14 protein-coding genes, 1 other RNA gene, 1 riboswitch and 1 other annotated feature are annotated in these 16,958 nt (G+C 51.3%); of the genes, 9 read left to right on the top strand and 6 right to left on the bottom strand.

What is annotated here, in order from left to right:
* The first annotated feature begins 122 nt into the window (after window positions 1-122).
* An RNA gene (gene rnpB, locus NDK47_RS16495) (RNase P RNA component class B) lies at window positions 123-510 on the top strand.
* 74 nt (window positions 511-584) lie between these two features.
* On the opposite strand, the gene asnB is transcribed toward rnpB, so the two are convergent.
* Window positions 585-2,438 carry an asparagine synthase (glutamine-hydrolyzing) gene (asnB, locus tag NDK47_RS16490; RefSeq protein WP_251870845.1) on the bottom strand — a complete coding sequence of 618 codons (1,854 nt, stop codon included), beginning with the start codon at window positions 2,436-2,438 and terminating at the stop codon, window positions 585-587.
* Between the two features lie 185 nt (window positions 2,439-2,623).
* Here asnB and NDK47_RS16485 point away from each other — a divergent pair, with 185 nt between their 5' ends.
* Both NDK47_RS16485 and NDK47_RS16480 read left to right on the top strand, forming a co-directional pair.
* Window positions 2,624-3,688: an HD-GYP domain-containing protein gene (locus NDK47_RS16485; protein ID WP_251870844.1), complete on the top strand. Its 1,065-nt coding sequence runs from the start codon at window positions 2,624-2,626 to the stop codon at window positions 3,686-3,688.
* Between the two features lie 136 nt (window positions 3,689-3,824).
* Entirely contained in the window at window positions 3,825-4,682 is an 858-nt protein-coding gene (locus NDK47_RS16480) for a universal stress protein (RefSeq protein WP_251870843.1), read from the top strand.
* 69 nt (window positions 4,683-4,751) lie between these two features.
* Here the strand turns inward: NDK47_RS16480 and NDK47_RS16475 are convergent, their stop codons facing one another.
* Together NDK47_RS16475 and NDK47_RS16470 are read right to left on the bottom strand one after the other, a co-directional pair.
* Entirely contained in the window at window positions 4,752-5,996 is a 1,245-nt protein-coding gene (locus NDK47_RS16475; RefSeq protein WP_251870842.1) for an MFS transporter, read from the bottom strand.
* A gap of 75 nt (window positions 5,997-6,071) precedes the next feature.
* Window positions 6,072-6,665: a TetR/AcrR family transcriptional regulator gene (locus NDK47_RS16470; RefSeq protein WP_251870841.1), complete on the bottom strand. Its 594-nt coding sequence runs from the start codon at window positions 6,663-6,665 to the stop codon at window positions 6,072-6,074.
* Between the two features lie 146 nt (window positions 6,666-6,811).
* Between NDK47_RS16470 and NDK47_RS16465 the strand changes: the two genes are divergently transcribed.
* On the top strand, window positions 6,812-7,669 hold the full coding sequence (locus NDK47_RS16465; protein ID WP_251870840.1) for a deoxyribonuclease IV: 858 nt from the start codon (window positions 6,812-6,814) through the stop codon (window positions 7,667-7,669).
* A gap of 66 nt (window positions 7,670-7,735) precedes the next feature.
* Window positions 7,736-8,131, top strand: coding sequence for a hypothetical protein (locus tag NDK47_RS16460; RefSeq protein ID WP_251870839.1), 396 nt, complete (start codon window positions 7,736-7,738; stop codon window positions 8,129-8,131).
* 147 nt (window positions 8,132-8,278) lie between these two features.
* Here the strand turns inward: NDK47_RS16460 and argS are convergent, their stop codons facing one another.
* Both argS and NDK47_RS16450 read right to left on the bottom strand, forming a co-directional pair.
* Window positions 8,279-9,994, bottom strand: a complete 1,716-nt coding sequence (gene argS, locus NDK47_RS16455; RefSeq protein ID WP_251870838.1) for an arginine--tRNA ligase — start codon at window positions 9,992-9,994, stop codon at window positions 8,279-8,281.
* 55 nt (window positions 9,995-10,049) lie between these two features.
* Window positions 10,050-10,292, bottom strand: a binding site (T-box leader).
* Between the two features lie 41 nt (window positions 10,293-10,333).
* On the bottom strand, window positions 10,334-10,816 hold the full coding sequence (locus tag NDK47_RS16450) for a hypothetical protein (protein ID WP_251870837.1): 483 nt from the start codon (window positions 10,814-10,816) through the stop codon (window positions 10,334-10,336).
* A gap of 181 nt (window positions 10,817-10,997) precedes the next feature.
* Between NDK47_RS16450 and NDK47_RS16445 the strand changes: the two genes are divergently transcribed.
* The 3 genes from NDK47_RS16445 to NDK47_RS16440 all read left to right on the top strand — a co-directional run bounded on the left by NDK47_RS16445 (window position 10,998) and on the right by NDK47_RS16440 (window position 12,956).
* Complete coding sequence (locus NDK47_RS16445; protein ID WP_407653310.1) at window positions 10,998-12,371, top strand: helix-turn-helix domain-containing protein; 1,374 nt, start codon at window positions 10,998-11,000, stop codon at window positions 12,369-12,371.
* The gene (locus NDK47_RS27660) at window positions 12,364-12,489 is read left to right on the top strand and encodes a hypothetical protein (RefSeq protein ID WP_256481309.1); all 126 of its coding nucleotides are present in this window, start codon (window positions 12,364-12,366) and stop codon (window positions 12,487-12,489) included. Before NDK47_RS16445 ends, NDK47_RS27660 begins: the two co-directional genes overlap by 8 nt.
* Before the next feature lie 296 nt (window positions 12,490-12,785).
* The gene (locus NDK47_RS16440) at window positions 12,786-12,956 is read left to right on the top strand and encodes an aspartyl-phosphate phosphatase Spo0E family protein (RefSeq protein ID WP_322112063.1); all 171 of its coding nucleotides are present in this window, start codon (window positions 12,786-12,788) and stop codon (window positions 12,954-12,956) included.
* 46 nt (window positions 12,957-13,002) lie between these two features.
* On the opposite strand, the gene NDK47_RS16435 is transcribed toward NDK47_RS16440, so the two are convergent.
* On the bottom strand, window positions 13,003-13,107 hold the full coding sequence (locus tag NDK47_RS16435; protein ID WP_251870835.1) for a YjcZ family sporulation protein: 105 nt from the start codon (window positions 13,105-13,107) through the stop codon (window positions 13,003-13,005).
* A gap of 201 nt (window positions 13,108-13,308) precedes the next feature.
* A riboswitch (SAM riboswitch) is annotated at window positions 13,309-13,409 on the top strand.
* A gap of 101 nt (window positions 13,410-13,510) precedes the next feature.
* Here NDK47_RS16435 and metH point away from each other — a divergent pair.
* Window positions 13,511-16,957, top strand: coding sequence for a methionine synthase (gene metH / locus NDK47_RS16430; protein WP_251870834.1), 3,447 nt, complete (start codon window positions 13,511-13,513; stop codon window positions 16,955-16,957).
* Window position 16,958: the final 1 nt, after the last annotated feature.

The raw sequence follows: 16,958 nt of genomic DNA, 5'->3' as shown, positions 1-16,958 counted from the left end.
CCTCATATTGTACTACAGCTTAGGTATATAAACAATTTACCAGCGTTGCCAGTGACTTCAGGTTGACGGTAGATGCCTGGGTATGATAAATTATTCTTTGCTGATTCATTCAGATAGGCAAGGAATGCGGGTAGTCGCTGCCGCGGCCTTTACGGTCGGCGGTAGAGGAAAGTCCAGGCTCGCCCAGACTGAGATGTCTGGAGTGTTCGTACCTGGTGCAAACCAGGGCAGTGAGGCTTCGGCTTTGCTGACGGCGTGGAAAGGGTTCTCCTTTGGAGACCCGAGTACGCTGAAAGTGCCACAGAAACGTAGCTTTCCTGGTGACAGGGAAGATGGAACGAGGTAAACCCTGCGAGCGAGAAACCCAAATTTGGTAGGGGAACCGATCCCGAAGGAATTCAACGGAGGGATGGATGGCATCTGCTGATGCCATAGATAGATGACTACCGCTCTTGGTGCGAGGAGAAGATCCGTTCGCAGCACGGGAGAGACAGAACCTGGCTTACAGCATTCCTTGCTTATACGAGATAACAAAACCGTCTGGGATTTCTCAGACGGTTTTTTTCATATGCCAACATTTAGAGTCAGGAGGTAAGAGTGACCTGGTAGGTTCTCATCCATAAATCGATGGACGCCAGATAAGCGAACATCTGCGGTCTGCCCATCAATTGCCCGAAATAGGGTGTGCCGGAAGCCTCAGCGGATTCATGGGCGAAGCTTCGCACCTTTTGGGTGTCAATCATCTGATGCAGCGGCGAAGAGGGATCGTCCAGCACTTGCAATAGCCAGGAGCGGGTTGCTTTTGCGTATGCAGGGTTATGTGTTTTTGGGTAGGGGCTTTTCTTGCGGTACAGGACTTGCTCCGGCAGGATTCCTTCCAAAGCAAGTCTGAGAATTCCCTTTTCGCGATTGCCCCAATTTTTCATCTCCCACGGAATGTTCCACACGTATTGGATCAAGCGGTGATCGCAGTACGGAACTCTTGCCTCTAAACCAGCGGCCATGCTCATTCTGTCTTTTCTGTCCAGCAACGTGCTCATAAACCAGGTCAGGTTCAGATAAAACATTTCCCGCCGTTTGGCTGACATCGGGTTGTCTGCCGGCATTCGAGGAACCTCGTCCAAGGCTTCTTCATAGCGCCTCGTCATATACTCTTTCGGTTTCACCCAGTCCTGCAGCTCGGGAGAAAGCCAGGAAGCACGCTCGTCAGTTGCCTGAGCCCAGGGAAAGGAGCGGGTGTGAAGCAGTTCATCGCGATGAAACCATGGGTATCCTCCAAACATTTCGTCCGCGCATTCGCCAGACAGCACGACGGTCGTCTGTTTTTTGATTTCCCTGCAAAACAGAAACAGCGAAGCGTCGACATCGGCCATTCCCGGCAAATCGCGAGCATAAAGGGCAGTCTCCAGAGCCTCTGTCAAAGCAGAGGTATCCAGTTCGATGATCTGATGGGAGGTTCTGCAGCGATCTGCCATTAAATGAACGAAGGGGGCATCATCGTTGGGCTGGTACGCATTTGTCCGGAAGTGTAGGGCATTGTTTACATAATCGACAGAGTAGGTATACAGCGTGCCGCGTCCTTCCTCCTGAAAAACCTGGGCCGCTATGGCTGTGATGGCGCTTGAATCAAGACCTCCCGACAACAGCGTGGCGATGGGGACATCCGAAATCAGTTGCCGTTTGATCGAGTCCGCGAGCAGGTGGCGAATGTGCTGGGCCGTCTGTTGCACATCCTCTTCATGTGGATAACTCTCCAATCCCCAGTACTTCCGCTGAACGAGGCCGCTGTGATTAAAGGTGAGATAGTGGCCGGGCTTCAATTCATGTACATCCGCAAAAACGCCATGTCCGGGGGTGCGAGAGGGACCCAGGACAAACAGCTCTGCCAGACCCTCTCTGCCAATGACCGGTTTTACCAAGGGGTGTGCCAGCAAGGCTTTCAGCTCAGAACCAAACAGAAGCGCATTTTCACGCTGGGCGAAAAAAAGCGGCTTGACGCCCAGGCGGTCACGGGCTAAAAAAAGCTGTTGCGTATGCTCTTCCCACACCGCAAAGGCGTAAATACCGTTTAGCTTGTGCAAGCAATCTGCTCCCCATTCCATGTAGGAGGCAAGCAGGACCTCCGTATCGGAATGGGAGCGAAAGGCATAGCCGCGTCCGAGAAGCTCTCGGCGAACGTCCTCCGTATTGTACAACTCGCCGTTGTACACGAGAGTAAACTCTTGCCCGTCGCGCTGTCTTGTCATGGGCTGACGGCCTCCAGCAGGGTCGACGACAATCAGTCGGCGATGACCAAAAGCAGCTTGGCTGGACCTTGCGTACCAATAGCCTTCTTCATCGGGCCCCCGATTCGTTAATGCCCTCGTCATGGCTTCGACGATATCATGCCTGACGCTGACGTCTCTTTCCCAGTCAATCCAGCCGGTTATCCCGCACATGGCCCTCACCCTTTCACTGCATACAATTTTTGCAAAAGCTATCATATGCAAAGCGCCCAGACTATTTGTTTGTCCGGTCGAAAAAACGATGGGGACAGTCCCGTTTTTCATTCTATTGTTTTTGGTTTTTCATGGTAAGATAGGGGAAAGTACAACAGGGGAGTAGAATTCAGGAGGAAGACCCCATGAAATATGTCAGCTTGGAACAGGTTGAGCCGGGTGATATCCTGGGCCGCAGCATTTATACCAGTGATGGACTTACGCTGTTGCAGACAGATGTCCAGCTCACCGTCGGAATGATTAATAAATTGCGCCGGTTTGGCGTGACCATGGTTAGCATCAAGGACCCGAATTTGCAGGATGTAAAAACGGAAGATGTATTGACGGAAACGACGAGAAAGGATGCCATCCGCAATTTATCCGCTGCCATCCAGTGTGCCCAGACCGGGAAAGAAATGGATGTCCGGGGACTGCAAAAGTCCGTGAATACTATTGTCGATGAAACACTGCGAAATCGCCGTGTGCTTTTAAATCTCGGGGAAATTCGGACGAATGACAACGCCCTCTACATTCACTCTCTAAATGTGTGCATGATGGCGACGGTCATGGGTGTGGGACTCGGGTATTCCCAAAACCAATTAAAGGAACTGGCGATCGGCGCATTGCTTCACGATATTGGAAAAGTGGCGACAGAAGAGGGCGAAATCTCCGTTTACAAACAGAATAGTCTGGAGAATCACCATACATGGACAGGCTTTAATCTGCTCCGAAAAAAGCATGAGATGAGCATCGTATCCGCCCATATCGCCTTGCAGCACCATGAGTGGGTGGATGGAACAGGGGTTCCCCGCGGATTATCCGGGGGAGAAATTCATGATTTTGGCAAAATCGTGGCCATTTGCAATGCTTATGACAACCTGATTTCTCCGTTTTCCGAAGAGGAAGAGACACTGCAGCCATTTGAGGCCTGTGAGCGAATCATGGGTCTGGCTGAGAAGCGCTTTGACCATGCCATGGTCGTCCATTTTTTGCGGACGATTGCTATGTATCCTACGGGAACATCGTTGAAGCTCAGCACAGGTGAAGTGGGGATCGTGATCGATCAAAACAGGGGACTCCCTTCCCGTCCGGTCGTACGGATTATCCGCAGAGACAGAGCGGGGGGACAAGTGACGAGTGAGGATCACGACATTCGGGACATCGATTTGGGAGAGGAAGCCACGATCTTCATTAGCGGAATGTTGGAATAAACCGGATACAAATCAGGGAATTGGCAGCTCGATATCAGGGAGTTTCCCTACTTACATCATCGGGTGCATCACCTACAATGAAGATATCAGGGGGCAGTCAGCCGCTGACCCCATTACGAAAAAAGGATGATGCCCGATGTCTAGCATTTTGGTACCGGTAGATAAATCACCTCACTCTATACAAGCAGTCAAATTCGCCATCGCCTTTGCACAAGGGAAGCATTCGCTCACGTTGCTGCATGTGATCCAACCGTTTTCAGCCCGTTTTGTCGTCCATCAGTTGGGCGATCAAACCGTCGAAGAGTTTCAACGGGAAGAGGCCAGGGAGGACTTGAAGCCGCTTGAGGAGCTGCTGCAAGAGGCGGAGGTTTCCTATGAATTGGATATTCGTTTTGGGGAGCCGCAAGAGGTTATTGCCAATCTTGCAAAAAATGGGTATGCCGCTGTCGTCATGGGGACGCATGGATATGGCCGGATGACCGGTTTTCTGATGCAAAGCGTCAGCTACCCGACGATACATGATGTGCAAATTCCCGTGTTTCTCGTACCTGAAGAAGCCAAGATCGAGAACAAGTGGAAAACCGTATTGATTGCAGTGGATGGCTCTGAACATGCCAAACTGGCTGCGGAGCAAGCAATACAGATGGGGAAAGACGAGGGGGCTCGGTTCATCCTGCTGACCGCCGTGATTCCTCCTGTCAACTATGCCGGCATGTATGGCATAGGCTGGGAGGATGCGGCTACGTTGGAGTCCTGGGGGGAACAGACGATACGCCCTTACCAGGAGATCCTGGAGGCTGCGGAGGTGCCATTTGAAAGCAAGATCCTGATTGGCGACCCCGCAACCCTGATCAAGGATGTCGCGCAGGAAAATGAGGCAGACCTGATCGTACTTGGTCATCATGGCTTGGGCGGTATCGCCGGCACCCTGATGGGAAGTGTCACGTTCAAGGTGATTCACCGCACGAAAACGCCGCTCTTGATCGTAAAATAGGCTCGTACAATTTATCAGGCTGTTCGCTGACCGCGGACAGCTTCGTTGTTTATGGGTTTCATATTCGTTTCATTGTTTTGCCAGCAGGTTCTCCTCTCGTTCTGCTTCTTTGGTAGAGGGGACTGTCACGGCATCCATGATCGACCCCACCCAAAGACTGCCGAGTAAGATCAGAAGTCCCGCCACGGAGAAGACAGCAATCAGTGACGTGGCCTGCATCAGCGGACCGGCTGCGAAGGAACTGATCATCATCGTTCCTACAAAAAACGGGGCGATGGTACCATTCACACGTCCGATGTACTCTTCTGTGACCAGGTTAATCATTTTCATCCCCAGCAGAATTTCCAGAAAAGCCAGCCCGACCCCAGTGAATAGGCGCATAGCCGCAGTCAGCAGGACAGACGTCGAGAGGGCTTCGATGACGACAGAGGCTGCAAAAAAGAAGAAGGCGCTATGGATGACACGCTTTCCGTTGAGCTGACCGTGCAAGGCTGAGGCCAAAATTCCACCCAGTAACATGCCTACACCCTCCAGTGCAGTAAACCACTGGATGGCTTCCTTTGACAACTGGAGACGATCCGTAACGATAAACACCTCCAGCGGATTGATCAGTCCGGAGCCCAAACCGAGCATGACGAACATCCATAAAATGCCACGGAGATGGTCGTATTTTCGGATATAGGAAAAACCGTCCTTGATCTGTGCCATGAGGGTGCCGCGCGCTTGTGTGAGGGCTTCCGCGATCTGGCGGGAAGGCAGACCCAGCAGCATCAGTGCTGAGATCAGAAAGAGAGCAGCCATAGCAAATAAGGAGAGATACACGCCAAAGGACTGATAGAAAACGGTTCCGACGATGGGACCAAAGAGGATAAAGAGTGAATTGACGCTTTGCGAAAGAGAGATGGCAGCTCCTACCTGATCCGGCGGGACGTGCTGTTTGAACATCTTCGCAGAAGCAGGCTGGGAAAACTGCGAGACAATTGCAGATATGAAGGTGGCAAAAAACACAGCCTTCCAGCTGCCGCCCCATATAATGGTGGCGATGACAATAACCGAAACGGCGCTCAGCAGGTTTGCCGATATCATTGTCCGCTTGGGATTCCAGCGGTCAGCCAGAGCACCGCCGATGATGGAAAAAAAGAGAATCGGGACAAGCTCGATGGCGGTCAGCAAGGAAACAGCGATAGGGTTGTTTCCACTTACCTCCATGACAAAAAAGAGCAGGGCCATGTTCCGTATCCAGATTCCGATATTCTCAAGGACATCAGAAGAAAATACAATCAAAAACACGCGATTACGCCAAAGCTCCTTCACTAGGATTCCTCCTCAAAATTACTTCACTTTTTAAACCGGACGGTCGGTCTAGTAATGCCCGAAAAAAAGATAGGGTCATTTTTTCCCTATCCCTTTGATAAATACATCGACGGACTTGCGCATGACGCTGTGCAACTGATCTGGTTTATCGTAGTAAGCAGTGCTGCAAACCCCGCTGAGAAAGCCTTCCAAAAGATAGGACAATACGTCCGGATCATCGGCTTCCAGTTCGCCGTTGCGTATCCCCAGCTCAAAAATCGGGATGTATACCCGGTGAAAGTCCTGCGCGAGTGTGATCACCTGCTGCAAGATTTCCGGATCAGCCAGCTTGCTGCCGCTAAATTCCTCCACCGCTTTTTTCAGGGGATGGCTTAAAAAGTCATCCACGAAGAAATCGGCCAAGGCGTACAGCTTCTCTACGGCTGTAGGATGAGGAGCGGAATACCGTTCCCACTTTTCTATCCAATCCTGATGGTTTTTCTCCAGCAGGTAAAGAAACAGTTGTTCTTTATTGGTAAAGTGATAATAGAGGCTACCTTTGCTTGCATCAGCTGCTTTGCAGATATCCTCGATCGAGGTGGCCGCATACCCTTTCAGGGCAAAGAGCTCGGTTGCCTTTTCCGCGATATGCTGCTTCGTCTTTTCGCCTTCAAGGCGGCGGCGTGTCATCGGGTTATCGATCCTTTCTAGACTGAACGTTCGGTTTACTAATAAGGTATGACAAATCTGCAGGAAATGCAAGGGCAACTTTCCGGAGTGAAAACAAAAGAGAAGGGGGAGACTGGGTGTAATGAATGCTTCAGGGGGACATAAACGTGTATATGGGCTGTCATGTGAGCATCAAGCACGGGTATTTGGGAGCGGCAAAGACGGCAGTAATGATTGGTGCGAATGCTTTCCAGTACTTTCCCAAAAATCCGCGAAGCATGGGCGTCAAAGATTTTGACAAGAAGGATGCGGCCGCATGCCGTCAATTTTCTCGGGAGCACGAGCTGATCTCGATCGCACATACAGCGTATCCCATCAATCTGGCTGTCGAGGAAAGTATGTACCTGCTGACGCTCGATCATTTGCGCAATGACCTGGAGATCGCGGAGGCATGCGGATCGCGAGGGGTTGTTGTCCATTTTGGACAGAGTAAGGGAGGGGACCCCTTGGAAGGCTATAAGCGTATGATCTTTCTGTTGAATGAGCTGCTTTCAGAATGGCAGGGCGAGGCCAAGATCCTGATCGAAAATAATGCGGGACAGGGCAATCGGATGGGTACCACGATCGAAGAGTTGATCCAGGTACGTTCGCTTTTGACGTCCCCTGAGCGTGTCGGATTTTGCCTGGATACCTGCCATGCCTTTGCCAGCGGGCTGTGGCGGGGAGGCGATTGGGAAGAGGTTGCAGACAAAATGAGAACTGGTGGATTTTTTTCAGCGCTCGCCGCTGTCCACCTCAATGATTCGGTCTATCCCTGTTGCTCCTTTCGGGATCGCCATGCATCGATCGGGAGGGGGGAAATCGGTCTGGAGCCCATTCGTCAGCTTCTTCAGACACCGGAGCTGTCTGAACTTCCGATTATTTTGGAAACACCGGCCCCTGCTGATGGCGGCCATCGGCAGGAAATCGCGCTGATCCGTCAGTTAGCCGAGAAGGAGACGGCTGTCATGGGTGTAGAAAAATGATTCACAGATATGGTAGAGTGGGGTTTGAGTATTGTTTTTTCGTGTTGAACCGAGGAGGAACCGAACGTGAAGCGACGTGTCAAAGTAACCATCGAAGATTTTGCTCTTTTGCAAGAGAATCTGAATGATCCCGCAGAGCTTGCGCTTTATCAGGAAGCGAACGGCCGTACATACGATGCAGAAATTGAGCATGATAGGTATGCCATCATTGATGTCACAGAGGAGGATTATATCGAGCTTGCTCCTAGCGAATACCAGGTCATGATCGAAGAGTGGGCCTCTGCCGGAGCGTACGGAGAGTACCAGGTAGAGACCAAGTCAGATCCGGCAGACGACAAAGCCATGTTGTATCGCCTGGTGGATGCGTCCGGTCAGGTGCAAAAAGAGCTGTCCCTGCCGAAGCAAGTGGTCGAGCTTTTGGGCAAAGTATGGTTTTCCAAACAGGCGAAAAAAACGGAGTAACCTTCCCATTCTCCCCAATCGGGTACCTGGGAAAAAACGATGGAAAGCCGTACAAAAGGCATGCGAATGACATGCGACAATAAACCAAAAACCGCCGAAGCGTGAATCAGAGAGCTTCGACGGTTTTTCTATTTGTGTGAGGCTCGCTTACATCTCTTCCGGTGCGGACAGTCCAAGGATGCGAAGTCCTTCTTTCAGGACCACGACAACCGCTGCCACTAACTGCAAGCGTGCTTTTTTCACGTCTTGTTCTTCCGCCAGGATACGCACATTGGCGTAGAATTTGTTGAAAGCCTGCGCCAGGTCGATCACGTATTTTCCAATTTGCGACGGGTCAAAGTTGTGCGCAGCACGGTCGATTACTTCCGGGAAGGCATTCAGCAGAGTGATAACCGCCCACGCTTCCTTGCTGTCCAAGGCGTCCTGGGTCAGGGCTACTTCCGCTGTCGCTTCATAGCCGCCCTTTCTCAGAAGAGAGCATGCCCGGGCATGGGTGTATTGGACATAAGGACCGGTCTCTCCTTCAAAGGTGAGCATCTCTTCCCAGGAGAAATTGATGTCGTTCAGACGGAAGTTCTTCAGGTCGTGGAAGATCACAGCCCCTACACCCACCTGACGAGCAACCGCTTCTTTGTTTGCGAGCGAAGGATTCTTTTCTTCGATGACTTTTTTGACATCCTCGATCGCTTGGTTCAGCACTTCCTCCAGGAGGACGACCTTTCCTTTACGCGTGGACATTTTCTTGCCGTCCTTGAGCATCATGCCGAAGGGAACGTGGTACATTTCCTTCGCCCACTCATAGCCCATTTTTTCGAGCACCTTGTAAAGCTGTTGGAAATGGAGGCGCTGTTCGTTGCCCACTACGTAAAGAGCCTTGGCAAAATCGTAGCTGTCGTGGCGATAGAGTGCGGCAGCCAGATCCCGTGTCGCATAGAGGGTAGCGCCGTCCGATTTTTTAATCAGGCAAGGCGGCATGTCGTACTCATCCAAAGTGACCACCAAAGCGCCGTCTGATTCTGTCAGCAGCCCTTTTTCTTCCAGAAGCGTAACTACTCGCTCCATCTTGTCGTTATAAAAAGCTTCGCCATGCGTGGAGTCAAAGGTGACGTTCATCAGCTCGTAGATTTTCATGAATTCCTTCATCGATTCATCGCGGAACCATTGCCACAGATGAAGCGCTTCGGCGTCTCCATCCTCCAGCTTTTTAAACCATTCACGTCCCTGATCTTCGAGCGACGGGTTGTTTTCGGCTTCTTCGTGGAAGCGGACGTAGAGGCTGAGCAGTTCCTTGATCGGCTCGGCTTTTACCTTTGCTTCGTCTCCCCACATACGGTAGGCGACGATCAGCTTGCCGAATTGCGTTCCCCAGTCGCCCAGGTGGTTGATGCGGACTGGACGGTATCCGTGCTTTTCCATGATGTTGGCAATGGCATTGCCGATTACTGTGGAACGCAGATGTCCCATGGAAAAGGGCTTGGCGATGTTAGGAGAAGAAAGGTCGATCGGAACATGGCGTCCTTGCCCGCGTTCACGACTGCCGTACGTTCCGCCTTGGGACAGGATGGTGCCGATGACTTGCCCGGCGACACTTTGCTGATCGAGAAAAATATTGACGTACGGTCCCGCTGCTTGCACCTCGCGTACTGGAGTACCGGTGATCTGGGCAGCCAGCTCGCTGGCGATCATTGGCGGAGCCTTGCGCAGTGCTTTGGCCAGTTGGAAACAAGGGAAGGCGATATCGCCCATAGCCGGATTTGGCGGAGTTTCCAGCATGTGAAGAACTTGCTCTTGGTTCAGGGTGTCTACGCCCATCTGGGTAAGGGCTGCCGAAATCATCTCGGCTACTTGCTGCTTGTAACTCATAAAGTACATGAACTCCTTTCAAGATAAAAAATAAAAAAACCCCTCGTCTCTAAATCGAAGAGACGAGAGGATTGCTCCCGCGGTGCCACTCTTTTTGCCGCGCTCCCAAAGCCTCGGGAGAACAGCCGCTTTCTTCTGCGATAACGGGCAGGCCCGGCTTGCCTTACTCATCCGGAAAACCGGACAATCAGGCTGCATCTCAGAGGTGCGATTCCTGCCGCCGTCCTGCACCGGGCTCTCACCATCCCCGGCTCGCTATGGCACTTCAGCGGAGTACTTTCCTCATCATCGATTCTTTATGATTCCCTTAGTATAGCGAATCAAACACAGTCTGTGCAACTAGTCATCTGCTTTTTTAATAATCTGATCCAGCTCGCGAAACAAGTCCCGCGTCAAAGATTCTTTATCCTTCGCGTGATCCCATTGCTGTTTGAACTGCTGCAGCTTGGCAAAGAGCGCCAGCTCCGCTTCGGCGTCCTTTTCCAGATGATGATTCTCACTGGGATCAAAGGGCATCAGCCGCTCATCTGTCCCCGTGCGCAGATACGCAGAGTGCCAATGCTCCGGGAAATGGTAGGGCTGCTCGCCGAACATGAAGGCAAGCACGTCATCGGATTCAAGCGGAAGGAAGTGGTCAAAATCGTCGCGTCTGCCGCCCTCGGATAGATTGATATGGGAAAAGGAATACCGTAGATAATGCTGCCCCGTTTCACGATTCTTGACGATTGAATACGTCTCGAAATCGGTTTGTTCCAATTCTTTTACCGTCTCCAAATCGGAGAGGAATTGACGCTTGTCCAGAGGATGTAAAGAATGATCCAAAGCGTTTCGCTCCTTTGTTTGACTTCGCCCCCATCATAGCAAAAGGGGCTCAGGTTGACAATGCGGGCTCCTTGCAGAATAATAGCAAAATTTTTAGTCATTTCGCTAAAAAAATACAAAATCCACTACCTAAAAAATGTAAAGTTAGGTAAAATGATGGTAAATTAAGAGAGAAAGGAGAATGCGAGTGGGGATACAAGATACGATACATCGAACGCTGCGATCGGAAATCGAACAGCAAATCAAGGCGCGCGGCTATACGCTGAGCAAGCTCGGTGAATTGACTGGTATCAATCCTGGAAATCTCAGCGATATGCTGAACCGTTATCCACACCGTGCAATCACGATCGGTCAGCTTGATGCCATGGCCGCCGTATTTAATAAAAGTCCGGGATGGCTCTATGAATTGTACGAGGAAGAGTGTTTTACACAGGGAAAAGTGTCACGGCCACGTGTGGTGCCATACCTGGTCAGATGTGCCGAGGTCGGACGTCAGGACTGTATCGAGTCGGTTGTCCCAAAAATACTGGAAAATCACAAAAATGTGACCATTCTTCTCGCTGTGGCGGAGCATTTGTTTGAGAACGGAATGCGAAAGGAATCTGCTCCCTTCTTTCAATATGTGATTGATACGGAAAAGGACAGTCATTCTGAGCGTTACGTGATGGCTCTGTATCGTCTGTTCCTGGCCTTAATCGGAACCAATTCGGAGGAAAACTGGAAGGCAGTGATCCGGTTTGACCCATATCGCAAGCGATTGCCCGAACAACATCAATTGGATGCATTGCTCCAGTTAGCCAATATATGCTTTACCCTCCATAAATGGGAGGAGGTTGAGAAATATTCAGATGAATTGAGGGAGTTATCGACCGCCATCTATCAGGATTTGCTGCGAAAAAAGAGAAGTAACAAAGGAGGTGATGGATTACAGACAGAAAGGCATCTCGTCGTGTATTTCGGTCAAGGGTTTCTTTTGAAAGCAAGTGCACTGCAGAAACAGGGGCACTACGAACAGGCGAAGACATACGTAAATGGTTACGCGGATCTTGGGTGGTTTGAAGGTTTGGATGAAATCGGACAAGCTGAGGTTCAAAAGTTTAAAGAATACGCAGTGGCGAACTCTTTTGCCTTAGACATCCTGATGGGACGTGTCGAGGTTTTGGCTGAATATGTCACCTTCCTTCAGGAACATCCGGACGAACTATTGTCGGGGTTGGTCACCATCCTGACTTCGGCCAACAAGCACGGCTTTTCCGTAGAGACGCTATTGGAACAGTTTGCTTCCGAGATCCACCAGTTTGACGAGTACCGGAATCCGCTTGACATGGACCGTCATCTGCGGTTTCGGTATGAACTGGCCATCTACCTCATCCACAAAGGAGAGTATCCGAGCGGGGTCGACAATATCCTCAGAAGCTTGGGTTTGGCCAGAGTTACAAACAATCACCAGGAGATTATCTCATGTGTCACTCTCTTTGAAACGCACAGACATTACGCCTCAGATAAGCAGAAAAAACAATATAAAAACATGATGGAGGTTTTGAGAAATGTTTAAAAAATTTGCCATGTCCATGTTTCTCCTTCTTGTATTGTTTAGCGGCGTTTCGAACGGTCAGGTAGGAACAGATAAAAACACCGGAATCGTGCCTTTTGAACACGGGGTCGGAAAATAGGAGCGCGCTTAAAAAAGCACCTGATCAGGTGCTTTTTTTATTTTGGTTTACAAAACTTTATTATTCTGAAATCCGCAAAGTTTAAAATTCAGAATAGAGAGTTATAGTTAAATATGTAAAGTTATGTAAAAACAAAAAGGGGGGGAAGGTCGATTACACCATACAAGTCTCTTCAAGGTGTTCCTTCGTCCCATTCAAGAAAAGGAATACCCCGACACACGAAAGAAAAAATCTCTGAGGCCAGTCATCCGACGAGAAAGGGAAAGACGGAGCAGAGAATCAGAAAGGGTACGGGCATGGATGAGTTGGTAGAGATTACAGAGAAAATGAGAAGGGAATTGGCAAACAGGGTTCGGGAAACAGGAAGCCTGACCAATGAGGCTGTGGTAGATTTAAGCCAAACCCTGGACGAGTACATACTCACCCTCCAGAATATGCTAAATGAACACAAGAATAAATGCAATTGAAAAAAGAAGCCCGGCGTAAGCCAGGCTTCTTTCGTAGGTAGGCTCCTTAATTATCGCAGCTGCACCCGACGATGACCAGCAGGATAAACAGGACGAGCACCAAGGCAAAGCTCTCGCCGAAAAAGCCGCTTCCGCAAAAAGATGTACTCATGTTTGTTTTCCTCCTTTCCGATATGCTTTAGTCTATACACAAGAGCGGAGAAGAGTGTGGGCGAATGACTAGATGAAACAAATATGGGCGCTGCTGTCAAGAGTTTCAGACAAATTTCAGCATTGACGAAAGGGAAGGGGGGTGTTAAGATAACTTTCAAACCTTGCAATAACTGGAATGAATCGAATAGCAAAGCGACATCTCTTATCCAGAGAGGCAGAGGGACTGGCCCTATGAAGCCTCGGCAACCGAATTTTTCAGGTGCCAATTCCAGCAAAGCCGTGTGCTTTGAAAGATAAGAGGATGCGTCATGGTGTCATTTTTCGCCGACAAATCCTCTTCTGCACACAGGAGAGGTTTTTTGTTGTTCTGAGATCCGTTGCTTGCAGAAAAGGAGTTTGCCATGAAACCCAATTTTCGTGAACAACTTTACCGGAAAATTCTGATACTGGACGGCGCCATGGGGACCATGCTGCAGCAAGCTGAGCTGACCCCGGAGGATTTTGGAGGCGACGAGTACGATGGCTGTAATGAACTGTTGAACCTGACGCGTCCCGATGTCATCCGCTCCATCCATGAAAAGTATCTTGAGGCGGGAGCCGATATCGTCGAGACAAATACATTTGGCGCCACATCCGTAGTCTTGGCCGAGTACGATGTAGCGGACAAAGATCTGGAAATCAACATAGCTGCAGCCAGGCTTGCGCGCGAGGCAGTGGATGCTTTTTCCACGCCGGAGTGGCCACGTTTTGTAGCAGGTGCGATGGGGCCAACGACCAAGACACTTTCCTTGACAGGCGGCGTCACCTTCGATGAGCTGGTGGAATCGTACTATCGTCAGGCAAAGGGACTGCTGCTCGGGGAAGTAGATGTGCTGCTTCTGGAAACCTCCCAGGATACCTTGAATGTAAAAGCAGGCGGGATCGGGATTCGCAAAGCGTTTGACGAGCTCGGCACGGAGGTGCCTGTGATGCTCTCCGGTACCATTGAGCCGATGGGAACGACGCTGGCTGGCCAAAACATCGAGGCGTTTTACGTCTCTCTGGAGCATCTGAAGCCGGTCACAATCGGTCTTAACTGCGCGACTGGCCCGGAGTTCATGCGCGATCATATCCGAACGCTTTCTGGCATGGCTGAGTGCGGCGTGAGCTGTTACCCAAATGCAGGGCTTCCGGATGAAAACGGCCACTATCATGAGACCCCGCAAGGATTGGCAGCGAAGATCAAGGCTTTTGCCGAGCAAGGCTGGCTAAATGTCGCCGGAGGCTGTTGCGGGACGACTCCTGATCATATCAGGGCCATGGCGGAGGCGCTTAGCGGCGTAAAGCCGCGTCAAAAGCACGAGCAGGCTTTCAGCGCCGTATCGGGTATCGATGTCGTCTATGTGGAACAGGACAATCGTCCGCTGCTCGTCGGGGAGCGTACCAATGTCATTGGTTCGCGAAAATTCCGTGAGATGATCGCCGGCGGCCATTACGAAGAAGCTTCGGACATTGCACGCGCCCAGGTAAAGCGGGGAGCGCATGTAATCGATATCTGTCTGGCTGACCCGGATCGCGATGAGTACGCCGACATGGAAAAGTTTCTTCAATATATTGTGAAAAAAGTGAAAGCTCCGTTGATGATCGACTCCACGGATGCCCGTGTCATGGAGCTGGGACTGAAATATTCACAGGGAAAAGCGATTCTCAACTCGATCAACCTGGAGGATGGGCTGGAGCGCTTTGAGCAAGTCGTGCCCCTGATCCATCAATACGGTGCGGCTGTTGTTGTGGGTACCATTGATGAGACAGGCATGGCCGTGACGGCGGAACGGAAGCTGGAAGTGGCTGAGCGCTCCTATGATTTGCTGGTCAACCAGTTTGGCGTCAATCCGCGGGATATCATTTTTGACCCGCTTGTCTTCCCGGTCGGGACAGGCGATGAGCAGTACATTGGCTCAGCCAAGGCTACAGTCGAAGGGATTCGCTTGATCAAAGAAGCGATGCCGGAGTGCAAGATCATTCTCGGGGTCAGCAACGTTTCCTTTGGACTTCCGGCAGCGGGACGTGAAGTGCTCAACGCGGTCTTCATCTATCACACCACGCTGGCGGGTCTGGACTACGCCATCGTGAACACAGAAAAGCTGGAACGCTACGCTTCGATTCCCGACGAAGAGAAAAAGCTGGCCGAGGCACTGCTGTTTGATACCACTGACGAAACGCTGGCGGCCTTTACCGAATTTTACCGCCAGAAGAAAAAGGAAACGGGCGTGGAGGTAGCGTCTCTGCCGCTGGAAGAGAGACTGGCACGGTATGTGGTGGAAGGCTCCAAAGACGGACTGGTCGACGACCTCAAGCTGGCCTTGGATAAATACGCTCCGCTGGAGATCATCAACGGCCCGCTGATGACAGGAATGGAAGAAGTAGGCCGCCTGTTTAACACCAACCAGCTGATCGTAGCGGAAGTGCTGCAGAGTGCGGAAGTCATGAAAGCGTCCGTTTCGTTCCTGGAGCCGTTCATGGAAAAATCGGAATCGGCGGCAAAAGGGAAAATCCTGCTTGCCACGGTAAAAGGCGATGTTCATGATATCGGGAAAAACCTGGTGGAGATCATTCTCTCAAACAATGGCTACGAAGTCGTCAATTTGGGGATCAAGGTACCGCCCGAGCAGTTGATTGCGGCTTGCAGGGAAGAGAAGCCGGATGCAATCGGACTCTCTGGCTTGTTGGTCAAATCCGCCCAGCAGATGGTGATTACAGCACAGGACTTGCGCGAGGCGGGGATTGATGTACCGCTGATGGTGGGGGGCGCAGCGCTGACGCGTAAATTTACCTCGAACCGGATCGCTCCTGAGTACAAAGGGATCGTCCTGTATGCCAAGGATGCAATGGACGGCCTGGACCTGTTTAACCGCCTGCAAAATCCTGAAGAGCGAGAGCAACTGATCGCTGAGCAGCAGCAGGCAGTGGATGTAGCTGCTACTGCCCAGCCCGTTCAGGAAGCGGAGAAGTCTACAAAACCCAAGCGTTCGGCGGTAAGCCGTACGGTACCGATTCATCTGCCGCCTGATTGCGAGCGTCACGTCTTGCGCAATTACCCGCTCAGCCATCTACAGCCCTATCTGAACCTGCGGATGCTGCTCGGAAAGCATCTGGGTGTGCGCGGCAATGTCGAAAAGCTGTTGGAAAATGGAGACGAAAAAGTAACGGAGCTGCACGATCTGGTGCAGGAGCTGCTGGCAGCAGCCGTTCAGCAAGGTTCGATCACGGCAAATGGGATCTATCAATTCTTCCCGGCACAAGCGAGCGGAGACGAGATTCTGATCTACGATCCGCGTGATCATGCGCGCGTCCTGGAGCGATTTCAATTTCCGCGCCAGCCGGAAGAGCCGCATCTCTGCTTGTCTGACTTTCTTCGCCCTGTCGATAGCGGTGAAATGGATTACGTCGGCTTTCTGGCCGTCACCGCAGGCAGCGGAATTCGCGAACAGTCCGAGCGTTTGAAGCTTCAGGGTGATTATCTCCGCTCTCACGTCTTGCAGGCGCTGGCCCTGGAGCTGGCAGAGGCGTTTGCCGAGCGTGTCCACCACGTAATGCGGGATAGCTGGGGCTTCCCGGACCCAGCCGAAATGACCATGCTGGAAAGGTTTGGAGCCAGATATCAAGGCATTCGTGTTTCCTTTGGCTACCCGGCATGCCCGAGTTTGGAGGATCAGGGACAGTTATTCCGGTTGTTGAAGCCGGAAGACATCGGCATTCATTTGACGGAAGGCTTCATGATGGAACCGGAAGCGTCCGTAACGGCCATGGTTTTCGCCCATCCGGAGGCACGTTATTTCAACGCCGGACCTTCCGTTTTTGATATGTAGG

The organism is Brevibacillus ruminantium, assembly GCF_023746555.1.
GTDB lineage: Bacteria > Bacillota > Bacilli > Brevibacillales > Brevibacillaceae > Brevibacillus > Brevibacillus ruminantium.
The sequence above is the reverse complement of the archived record's forward strand: the minus strand, read 5'-3'. Positions and strand labels throughout refer to the sequence as shown.